Source organism: Aestuariivirga sp., assembly GCF_041738905.1.
GTDB lineage: Bacteria > Pseudomonadota > Alphaproteobacteria > Rhizobiales > Aestuariivirgaceae > Aestuariivirga.
On the sequence record NZ_JBGSOZ010000040.1, the window covers coordinates 18,246 to 28,415 of the forward strand.

At 61.7% G+C, this 10,170-nt stretch carries 10 protein-coding genes; 4 read left to right on the plus strand and 6 right to left on the minus strand.

The window, feature by feature from the left end:
* The first annotated feature begins 9 nt into the window (after positions 1-9).
* Positions 10-1,863, plus strand: a complete 1,854-nt coding sequence (locus ACEW8Q_RS03220; protein WP_373502612.1) for an ABC-F family ATP-binding cassette domain-containing protein — start codon at positions 10-12, stop codon at positions 1,861-1,863.
* Positions 1,864-1,873: 10 nt separating this feature from the next.
* Here ACEW8Q_RS03220 and ACEW8Q_RS03225 read toward each other — a convergent pair whose 3' ends face one another.
* Positions 1,874-2,326 carry a DNA polymerase III subunit chi gene (locus tag ACEW8Q_RS03225; protein WP_373502613.1) on the minus strand — a complete coding sequence of 151 codons (453 nt, stop codon included), beginning with the start codon at positions 2,324-2,326 and terminating at the stop codon, positions 1,874-1,876.
* A 94-nt stretch (positions 2,327-2,420) separates the two neighbouring features.
* On the opposite strand from ACEW8Q_RS03225, the gene ACEW8Q_RS03230 reads away from it, so the two are divergent.
* Positions 2,421-2,876, plus strand: coding sequence for a hypothetical protein (locus tag ACEW8Q_RS03230; RefSeq protein WP_373502614.1), 456 nt, complete (start codon positions 2,421-2,423; stop codon positions 2,874-2,876).
* Between the two features lie 150 nt (positions 2,877-3,026).
* Positions 3,027-3,293, plus strand: coding sequence for a hypothetical protein (locus ACEW8Q_RS03235; RefSeq protein WP_373502615.1), 267 nt, complete (start codon positions 3,027-3,029; stop codon positions 3,291-3,293).
* On the opposite strand, the gene ACEW8Q_RS03240 is transcribed toward ACEW8Q_RS03235, so the two are convergent.
* Genes ACEW8Q_RS03240 through gcvA form a run of 5 tightly spaced genes read right to left on the minus strand, consistent with a single transcriptional unit; the run spans position 3,290 to position 9,180 of the window.
* Positions 3,290-4,813, minus strand: a complete 1,524-nt coding sequence (locus ACEW8Q_RS03240; protein ID WP_373502616.1) for a trimethylamine methyltransferase family protein — start codon at positions 4,811-4,813, stop codon at positions 3,290-3,292. The genes ACEW8Q_RS03235 and ACEW8Q_RS03240 overlap by 4 nt on opposite strands.
* Positions 4,810-5,688, minus strand: coding sequence for a pseudouridine-5'-phosphate glycosidase (locus ACEW8Q_RS03245; protein WP_373502617.1), 879 nt, complete (start codon positions 5,686-5,688; stop codon positions 4,810-4,812). Before ACEW8Q_RS03245 ends, ACEW8Q_RS03240 begins: the two co-directional genes overlap by 4 nt.
* 54 nt (positions 5,689-5,742) lie before the next feature.
* Positions 5,743-6,654: a carbohydrate kinase family protein gene (locus tag ACEW8Q_RS03250; protein ID WP_373502618.1), complete on the minus strand. Its 912-nt coding sequence runs from the start codon at positions 6,652-6,654 to the stop codon at positions 5,743-5,745.
* Positions 6,655-6,661: 7 nt separating this feature from the next.
* Entirely contained in the window at positions 6,662-8,251 is a 1,590-nt protein-coding gene (locus ACEW8Q_RS03255; protein ID WP_373502619.1) for a trimethylamine methyltransferase family protein, read from the minus strand.
* A complete protein-coding gene (gene gcvA / locus ACEW8Q_RS03260; RefSeq protein WP_373502620.1) occupies positions 8,248-9,180 on the minus strand; it encodes a transcriptional regulator GcvA in 933 nt (310 codons plus the stop codon). The genes ACEW8Q_RS03255 and gcvA overlap by 4 nt, the downstream gene beginning before the upstream one ends.
* 182 nt (positions 9,181-9,362) lie before the next feature.
* Here gcvA and ACEW8Q_RS03265 point away from each other — a divergent pair.
* Positions 9,363-10,170 (plus strand): trimethylamine methyltransferase family protein (locus ACEW8Q_RS03265; protein ID WP_373502621.1); only part of this gene is annotated, 808 nt, incomplete at its 3' end.

Below are 10,170 nucleotides of genomic sequence, written 5' to 3' on the forward strand. Positions count from 1 at the left end.
GCGGTCATCATGCTGCATATCAATGGACTTACATTTCGGATCGGTGGCCGGCTTCTGCTGGATGAGGCATCCGTCGCCATTCCCGAAGGCCACAAGGTTGGAATCGTGGGCCGCAACGGCGTCGGCAAGTCCACGCTGTTCCGGCTGATCCTCGGCGACCTTCAGTTGGAATCGGGCTCGGTGACGCTGCCGCGCAATGCCCGCATCGGCACGGTTGCCCAAGAAGCGCCGGGGGGCCCTGAGAGCCTTCTCGAGACAGTGATGGCGGGTGACCAGGAACTGGCATCGCTCACGGCGGAAGCCGAGACCGCCACGGATCCGCATCGCATTGCCGATATCCAGATGCGGCTTGCGGACATCGAGGCGCACTCAGCCCTTTCGCGTGCTGCCACCATCCTCAGCGGACTCGGCTTTTCGGACGAGACGCAAGCCGGGCCATGCTCTGCGTTGTCTGGCGGCTGGCGGATGCGCGTGGCACTGGCCGCGGCTCTCTTCGCGCGGCCCGACGTTTTGCTGCTCGACGAACCGACCAACTATCTCGATCTTGAAGGCACCATCTGGCTCAACAGCTTCATCCGCGACTACCCGCACACGATCGTGATGATCAGCCACGACCGCGATCTCCTCAATGAAGCGGTCGGCTACATCCTGCATCTCGATAACGGCAAGCTCACGCTTTATCAGGGCAACTACGACAGCTTCGAAAGGCAGCGCCGCGAGAAGCAGGCCCTCACCGTGAAGCTGAAGAAGAAGCAGGAAGACCAGCGCAAGCACATGATGGAGTTCGTGGACCGCTTCCGCTACAAGGCCTCGAAGGCGCGGCAGGCGCAGAGCCGCCTCAAGGCGCTCTCGAAGCTCGAACCGATCGCGGAGCTTATCGAAAACCGCGTTGCGCCTTTCCTTTTCCCCAACCCTGAGAAGGCCATCGCCCCGCCACTGGTGAAGTGGGACAAGGTGAGCGTGGGCTATGCCGAGAACAAGCCGGTCCTGAAGAACATCACGCTCAGGCTGGACACGGAAGACCGCATCGCGCTGCTGGGCTCCAACGGCAACGGCAAGTCGACCTTCGCCAAGCTGCTGTGCGGCAAGCTCGAACCGATGTCGGGCGAAATGAAATCTCCGGCGCGTCTGACCGTGGGCTACTTCGCGCAGCATCAGCTTGACGAAGTCTCGCCCGACCGCACGCCCTACTCCTATTTCAGCGAATTGATGCCAGACGCCCCGGAATCGAAGCGGCGCGCCAAGCTGGGTGCCTATGGCTTCGGAGCCGCCCTTGCGGACTCGCGCTGCGACCATCTCTCAGGCGGTGAGAAGGCACGCCTGCTGTTTGCCCTCGCCTCGTTCCATGCGCCCCACATCCTGGTTCTCGACGAACCGACGAACCACCTCGACGTCGATAGCCGCGAGGCGCTGATCATGGCGATCAACGACTATGAAGGGGCCGTGATCCTCATCAGCCACGACCGCCACATCATCGAGACCTGCGTCGATCATCTGTGGCTCGTCAACGATGGCACAGTGAAGCCGTTCGACGGTGACATGGACGACTACACGCGGCTGGTGCTGGAGAAGTCCCGCCAAGGCCGCAGGAGCGAACGCATGGCGAGCCTCAAGGCCTCGGCACCGCCGCCCCCTTCCGGTCCACGTCCCTCAGCCGCCGTCACCCAGAAGACATTGTTGAAGCTCGACCAGAAGATGAACGAGATTCGCGACAAGATCACCATTCTCGACCGGGCATTGAGTGACACCAGCCTCTACAGCGAGGAACCCAAGAAGGCTGCAGACTTCACGCGGCTGCGCTCGAAGCTGTCATCGGAACTTGAAGACCTCGAGACTCAATGGCTGGAAGCCTACGATGCATGATGCGGGTGTTTCAGGTGGCGCGGTTCTGCCAGCGTCCCTGTTCATCCTGCTGCCAATAGCTGATCTCATGTCCGGCGGCGCGGAAACGCTTCCACCCGGCACGTGCGCGTTCGAGGGCTTCCGCATCGTTGCCGTCGAACAGGATGACGGCGCGCGTCAGGCCGTCGATGCCGCCTGGCTCGGCGCCATCGACATAGAAGCGGACGTTCGCGGCATTCGGGTTTTCGTCACTGTCCGTGATCCAGATGGGTTGCAGGTCGGGGAACCCATCGGCCTTCGTGCCATGCGGCAGGAAGCTGTCATCGTCGAACGTCCAGAGAATGGCCGCGAGCGCCTCCGCCCGTTCTTCTGAGCCCGCCTGGAGGCTGACCCGCCAGCCGCGTTCAAGGCTGGTCGACAGCATCTTCGGCAGCACGGCTTCGAGCGGGTGGCGTTCGAGATGATAGAAGAACACGGGCGTCATGATGCCATTCAGCAAGAGGCGCAGGCGCCGTCAAGGCGGCTCTTGCGCTTGGACGCCGGGTGGCTAGAGTCAGGCGAGGAATGGAGAAGACTCGATGAGATTGGCATTCGCGGCCGCGCTGGGTTTCGCTACGCTTCTGGGAGGCACGGCTCAGGCGGCGTCCCTGTGCAATTGCTGCGGCAGCGACACCGCGCAAAGCTGCGCCACGGCCTGTGCGCCGGTCAAGGTCATGCCGGGTCAATGTGTGGCGACCGTCGATTTCGATGCGGAAGCCGCAATCGGACCCGGCCAGAACCCGCTCTACGACATTCCCCTTCAAAACGTCTGGTTGGACTCTTCAGGAAAAGACAATCTTGAAGTGTTTCGCCGTCTCATGGAGCGCGCGCGGAAGGCGGCTGAGGCCGACCGGCGCAAGGCACTCGCCGAGCGGCGCAAGGGCGCCATCGATGCTGCCACCGCCGATCGCCTGGCCAAGCGGTACGATGACGCAATGGTCAATTATTATCTCGGCATGCAATCGTATCGGATCGCCTTGTCGTCAGGCTCGTGAGCGGCGAACACATTCACCCTAAGTCAAGCGATATGGCAGTTCTCCCATATTGCGGATTGATGCTCATTCTAGTCAAAGTACAACTTAGGATGAAGGTTCGTTGAATCCCCAGTCAGGATCAGCTCCCCGCAATCCTCGGGAGGACCAGACGTGAGCAGCTCGGAATTCGACCCACTGTCACAGACCGGCAAGCCCGGGGCCGTGAACATCTACTGCATGGGTGCGCTTGTCGCGGATGAGGCCTCCAGAAACGGCTTTCTCGATCTCGCCCGATCTATCGAAAATGTTCTCTGCGGCTTCCTTTCAGGCCTGCCGCGCGACGAACAGCGCCAGGCGCTGCGTGTTGCCTATGAGATGGCGCTGGGCGGCGACGAGCCTGCGCCACCCCGGCTCAGGCTCGTCTATTCCCGGGATTAGAAATCGGTCTTCTCGCCGCCTTCCTTGCTGCGGCGGGCAACGAAAGCGTCGATCTGTTCGAGCGCGGATGGATCAAGATAAGGCTCGCGATATTCCGCCAGCGCCTGCTTCCACAGGGCATTTGCCTTCTTCTCGGCCGTCGGAGATCCGGCCGCCTCCCAGTTCGGAAAGTTCCGCCAGTCTGAAATCAGCGGCTGGTAGAATGCCGTCGCATAGCGTTGCAGCGTGTGCTGCGCACCGAAGAAGTGGCCACCGGGACCAACCTCTTCCATCGCTGTGAAGGCCATGGAGTCGTCATCGACCACCACCGGCTTCAGGAACTCTTGCACCATCTGCAGCAGATCTACATCGACGGCAAACTTCTCGTATGAGGCGACGAGGCCGCCTTCCATCCAGCCGGCCGAATGCTGGATCACGTTTCCACCGCCCATGATGGCGCCCCACAACGAGAATACCGTTTCGTAAGCGGCCTGCGCATCGACGCTGTTGGCGGCATTGGTGCTGGAGGTGCGGTAGGGCAGCCTGTAGCGCCGCGCCAGTTGCCCGCCGATGATGCAGGCCTTCATGTATTCCGGCGTGCCGAACGCGGGGGCGCCCGATTTCATGTCCACGTTGGACGTGAATCCGCCATAGACGAAGGGCGCTCCGGGCCTCACGAGCTGCGACAGCGCCAGCCCGGCAAGCGCCTCGGCATTCTGCTCGACGATGGCGCCCGCAATGGTGACGGGGGCCATGGCACCCAGCAGCGTGAAGGGCGTCACCACTGAAATCTGGTTCAGCCGCGCCATCTCGATGATGCCCATGCCCATCGGCGCGTCGAGTTTCAGCGGAGAGTTGGTGTTGATGACGGTATAGGTGGAGGGCTCCTCCAGGAGTTGCTCGTGGCTGATGCCGCGCGCAAGGCGCACGATCTCGATCCCGTCGAACAGTCGCGCCCTGCCCGTCGCATAGACGAAGGGCACCTTGTCGGAATAGACCATCTTGTTGCGCGTGATGTGCAGGTGCCGGATGGAGGCATGGACGTCGAGCGCATCGACGGAGGCGCCACCCGCCGTGTGAACCGTGTTGAAGAATTGCGAGAGCTTGACGAAATTTCCAGCATCCTCGAGCGTGCCGGGCCTCCTGCCCTTGTCGAGATCCGAGCAGTTGGGAGGCCCGCCCACAGGCGCGAAGGCAATCCATTTGCCTCCGATTCGGATGTCGTGAGCCGGGTTGCGGGCGTGGAAGGTGAACTCGGCGGGCGGCGTCTTCAGTGCCTCCTCGATGATGTCCCGCCCGATCCGCACGCGGTCGCCTGCAACGTGCGCGCCTGCTTTTGCGAAGATCTCACGCGCTTCCGGCAGGAGAATATCCATGCCGATCTCTTCCAGCACCTTCAAGGACTGACGGTGGATCGTTTCGATCTGATCGTCGGAGAGAATGCGCGAGGGTTCCAGCGTGAGGCGTGGTTGTTTCCACGGAAGCTGGTTCACCGGATTATGCGCCGCATCGGTGCGGCGGCCCCGGCGCAGAACGGTCATGATCGCCCCTTCGCATAGGCCACGGCAATCTCGGCGGCGACTTTTGCATTGTGCTTCACGAGCGCGATGTTTGCAGCGAGCGAGCGGCCTTCCGTCACGCCCGCGATTTCGGCCAGGAGGAAGGGTGTAAGCTCCTTTCCCATCACGCCTATTTGGGTTGCCTTTGCAACAGCCGCTTCGATGACGGGTGTTATCTCTGCCGCCGGAATCTCGGAGGCTGCAGGAATGGGGTTGGCGACAACCACGCCGCCCTTCAACCCCATGTCCCACTTGGCATGCATCAGCGCAGCGACTTCAACGGCGTTGTCGCAGCGCATGGGAACCGCGTGGCCGCTGACACGCGAGTAGAAGGCCGGGAATTCATCCGTACCCAGACCAACGACCGGAACGCCCAGCGTCTCCAGTGTTTCAAGCGTGAGGCCCAGATCGAGAATGGCCTTGGCCCCGGCAGTGACAACGGCCACTCCGCTTTCGGCGAATTCCGTCATGTCGGCTGAAATGTCAAATGTCGATTCGGCTCCCCGGTGAACGCCGCCGATGCCGCCTGTCGCAAAGACGCGGATGCCAGCCATGGCCGCGATCCGCATGGTGGAGGCAACAGTGGTGGCGCCATCCATCCGCCTTGCCACGACAAAAGGAAGGTCCCTCACCGACACCTTGCGGATATTGCGGCCGTCGCGTCCGAGGCGATCGAGTTCATCTGGTGCAAGGCCAATCTTCACCTCACCGCCAAGGATGGCGATGGTGGCCGGAACCGCACCGCCTTGGCGCACGATGTCCTCGACCTCGCGAGCTGTCTCCACATTCTGGGGATAGGGCATGCCGTGAGCAATAATCGTGGATTCAAGTGCGACAATGGCCGTGCCACTTGCCAACGCGTCTCTGACAACGGGGGCGACAATTAGGTTCTGCGGCACATTCTTATCCAATCAAAATCCGATAATGCGCTTGAGCCTATCACGGCTCAGTTCAGATGACACCGAGTCAAGCGATGCCAATTTGATCGCGGCTGCCGCCTGGCCGAGTGTTGCCGCCTGCCAGAGAGTCATGCCTTCGAGAATTCCAACGATCAGTCCCGCAACGGCCGCGTCGCCCGCTCCAGTTACGTCAGCAATGTTGAGCGCACCTGGCGCAATTACGTCAAACTGGCCCGCAGGTGACGACGCTACTGCACCTTTGGCGCCGCGATGGACGACGACATTCTCGAAACCGAGAGCATGAAGTTCGCGAATTGCACCACGTAGGTGCTTCTGACCCGTCATCGCTTCAAGCTGCTGCTTGTTCGGTGTAATTGCAAAAATCGGCTTCGAACGCCTAAACGCGAGCAGTTTTCTCGCTTTCGGTACAGATACAGGTTCGATCACCAGGCGCACGCCGGAGCGCGCCGAGAATGTGCAGAGCCACTCCAGGCATGAGGCATCGATGTTGCAGTCGGCCACAAGTATGTCGGCTAAGGATAGCTGATCCGCCACCGCCTCGAGGTGCTTTGGCCTAAGCCACTCAATATTCTGCATGTCATTGACCGCACTTTGAAGCTCGCCCCTTCGGTTCAGGATGACGAGATAGGTCCCCGTCGCCGCAGGGCCGGTGAGTGTCAATGACAAGTCGACGCCTGCGGATTTCGTGGTCTCGCGCACCAAAAGTCCATTACTGTCGTTGCCCAACACGGAAAGCAGCGACACCTGCAAGCCCAGCCGCACCAAATTTTCGGCGATATTGCGGCCTACGCCGCCAACCGACACCACGACGTCGCCCGGGTTGGAGGTGCCTCCCACAAAAGCGCTGCGCGCCCTGCCCTTGATGTCGACGTTGGCTCCGCCGATGACGATGACCTTTGCCATTGCGGGGTCAGAAGTCCGTCGGCGCGCCGCCCTCGGCCTTGCGCCGGTCGACGAAGGCGTTCAGTTCATCGCGAGCGCTCAAGTCGATGGCCGGCTCCTGGTAATCAGCCAGGGCCTGCTTCCACACGGCATTGGCGCGCTGCCATGCTTCGGGCTTGCCTGCCGCCTGCCATTGCTGGTTGTTGCGCCAGTCGGAGACGATGGGCGTGTAGAAGGCATTGCTGTAGCGGGCGAGCGTATGCTGCGCGCCGAAGAAATGCCCGCCGGGCCCCACCTCGCGGATGGCCTCGACGCCCAGCGCATCCTCGGTCGTCTCGAGCGGCTGCATGAATTCCATCACCATCTGGATCAAGTCGCAGTCGAGAACGAACTTTTCGAAGCTGGCGACGAGGCCGCCTTCAAGCCAGCCCGCGCCATGCATGATGAGATTGCCGCCACCCATGGTCAGGCCCCAGAGCGAGAACACGCTCTCATAAGCCGCCTGCGCGTCGACCGTGTTCGCCGCACAGGTGTTGGAGGTGCGGAACGGCACCTTGTAGCGCCGCGCCAGTTGTCCGCCGACGATGGTGGCCTTCATGTATTCCGGCGTGCCGAAGGCGGGCGCGCCTGACTTCATGTCGACGTTCGAGGTGAACCCGCCATAGATGACGGGCGCGCCCTTGCGGACCAGCTGCGTGAAGGCAATGCCGGCAAGCGCCTCGGCATTCTGCTCGACGAGAGCGCCTGCCACCGTAACCGGCGCCATGGCGCCTGCCAGCGTGAAGGGCGTCACGCAGACGATCTGGTTGCGCGATGACATTTCGAGGATGCCGCCCAGCATCGGCGTGTCGAGCTTCAGGGGTGAATTGGTGTTGATGATAGTGAAGAGCGATGGTTCGCGCTCAAGCTGCTCGTGAGAAATGCCGCGCGCGATGCGGGCGATCTCGATTGCGTCGCAGATGCGCTCCTGCCCCAGTGAATAAGCATGGAAAGGCTTGTCGGTGAGGAGCGCCGCATCGCGAAGGGCTTCCAGGTGGCGCACCGAGGCGTGAAGGTCGATAGGCTCGACGGGATAGCCCGACAGGAAACCGATGCAGTTGAAGTATTGCGCGAGCTTCAGGAAGTTGCGGTAGTCCGCATGGTTTCCGGTGCGGCGGCCGTTGTCCATGTCGGAGCAGTTGGGCGGGCTGGCGACGGTGCCGAACACCATGTTGTTGCCGCCGATGCGCTGGTTGTTCTCCGGATTGCGGGCATGGAACGTGAACTCCGAGGGTGCAGTCGCGATCAGTTCCTCGATCATCGCGGGATCGAAACGCACGCGCTCGCCTTCGATTTTCGCGCCGGCCTTCTCGAGCATGTCGCGTGCCTGGGGCAGCGTGAAATCCATGCCGATCTCGGAGAGCACCTTGAGGGAAGCCAGATGAATTGATTCAAGCTCATCGGCCGAGACGATCTGCATGGGCGGGAAGGCCCGCGTGAGCTTGCGGCGGGCAAGCTGCGGACTGGGCTGCTTTCCGCCTCCGCCGCCGCGCCGTCCGCCGCCATCGCGTCGCGGCCTTCTGGAGGTCTCGGGGCTCGATGTCTCGGGGTTCTGTGTCTCGAAGCCGGTGCTGGTCAAGCTGTCTTTCCTTTTTCGCGATAGGCTTCGAGCGTCGGATCGTTGGCGATTTGCTTCACCAGCCAGTCCTCGAAGCGCTTGATCTTGGGTTTCATGCGGTGCTCGGCATTGCAGGCGAAAAGCCAGTTGTGCCGGTGCTGAACTTTCAATGGAAAGGGCTGGACAAGGCGCCCCATCTTGATTTCTTCGGTGGCGAAGGGACCGATGGTCATGGCGATGCCCCTGCCCTCGATTGCCGCTTCCTGCGCCAGGATGTAGCTGTCGAAGGCGAGCCGGTCGGAAAGCTTTATGCCAGTGACGCCCGCCGCCTCCAGCCAGATGTGCCAGTCTTCTTCCGCCGTATAGACATAGAGAAGCTTGTGCTTCCTGAGATCGTCGGGCGTCTTCAGCGCGTTGGGGCCTTTCAGCAATTCCGGCGAACAGATGGGCGTGAGGCGCGAGTTGAAGAGCGTGCGGTAATAATGATCCGGCGATCGGTTGCGCGCGAGAATGAATCCGACATCGACATTCTTCTCGTCGAAGTCCCAGTCGAAGTAGGATGTCGAGAGCCTCACCTTCATGTCGGGATAGCGCTTCTCAAAATCATGAAGCCTTGGGATCAGCCATTTGAGCGCTACGGTCACATAGACCTGTACGGTCAACTCATTGTCAGCGGCCGACGGCTTCAAGGCCCTGGTCTGGGCTTCGATGAGGTCGAACGCCTCGCGCACGGGAGGAAAATAAGTGTGGCCGGCCTGGGTCAATTCCGCGCGCCGCGCATCGCGCCGGAAGAGTTGCACGCCGAGACGCTGCTCGAGCGATTTCACCTGATGGCTCACGGCGGAACGGGTGATGCCGAGTTCGCCCGCCGCCAGCCTGAAGCTGCCGAGCCGGGCCGCGGCCTCGAAGGCGGTGAGCGCACGCAAGGGGGGCAGGTCGCGTCTGGCCAAGATTCCTCACCATCAAGCTTGAGCCCCCTTGTACCATCATTGAAATCGATGGGCTAAGGGGCGAATGCGTGCATTTGGCTGGAAACAGGGTGAAAAAATCTAACGCAGGCCAGCAAAAGATAGGCCGTTGAAACCGGACCCCAAAACGAGGGATATAGAGGGTAATTCAGGAGTCTCCCATCATGAGTGCAGTCGAAGACCTGTCCCGCCGCCGTGGTGGCCGCGATGCGCGTCGCGCGCTCCGTTCGCGTCCCATCCCGATGGCCGAAGCCGCTGTGCGGCCCGGCATGGTGGGAGGCCAGTATAAGCCACTGACCGACCATGACATGCAGCGCATTCACGAGACGGCGCTCAAGCTTCTCGAAACGGTCGGTCTCGCACAAGCCATCCCCACCTGTATCGAGGCGATGGTGCCGCGCGGCGCCTTCCTCAATGCGCAAGGCCGCCTGTGCATTCCGCGCAGCCTTGTCGAGGACATTCTGGCAAGCTGCGCGCGGAACTTCGTGCTGCATGGCCGCGACCCACGCCATGACATGGAGCCGTCGGGCAATCGCGTGTACTTCGGCACGGCGGGTGCTGCCGTCCATATCGTCGAGGCTGCGACACGCACCTATCGCGAGTCCTATCTTGCGGACCTTTATGACGCCGCCCGCATCGTAGACAATTGCGACAACATCCATTTCTTCCAGCGCTGCCTTACCGCGCGTGACATGCTCACCGGGCACGACCTCGACATCAACACGATGTATGCCTGCCTTGCTGGCACATCGAAGCACGTCGGCACCAGCATGGTTGAGCCGGGGCATGTCGATGAGTGCCTGCAGATGCTGCACTTCATCGCAGGCGGTGAAGCCAAGTGGCGCGAGCGTCCTTTCGTTTCGCAATCGAACTGCTTTGTCGTTCCGCCGATGAAGTTCGCGGAAGACGCCTGCCGCTGCCTCGAAGCGGCGGCGCGCGGCGGCATGCCGGTGCTCCTGCTCTCGGCGGCGC

Bases quoted from the DNA above. Each gene is read 5' to 3' on its own strand.
- ACEW8Q_RS03220 (WP_373502612.1), top strand. From the start codon at position 10: ATGCTGCATATCAATGGACTTACATTTCGGATCGGTGGCCGGCTTCTG.
- ACEW8Q_RS03225 (WP_373502613.1), bottom strand. From the start codon at position 2,326: ATGACGCCCGTGTTCTTCTATCATCTCGAACGCCACCCGCTCGAAGCC.
- ACEW8Q_RS03230 (WP_373502614.1), top strand. From the start codon at position 2,421: ATGAGATTGGCATTCGCGGCCGCGCTGGGTTTCGCTACGCTTCTGGGA.
- ACEW8Q_RS03240 (WP_373502616.1), bottom strand. From the start codon at position 4,813: ATGACCGTTCTGCGCCGGGGCCGCCGCACCGATGCGGCGCATAATCCG.
- ACEW8Q_RS03250 (WP_373502618.1), bottom strand. From the start codon at position 6,654: ATGGCAAAGGTCATCGTCATCGGCGGAGCCAACGTCGACATCAAGGGC.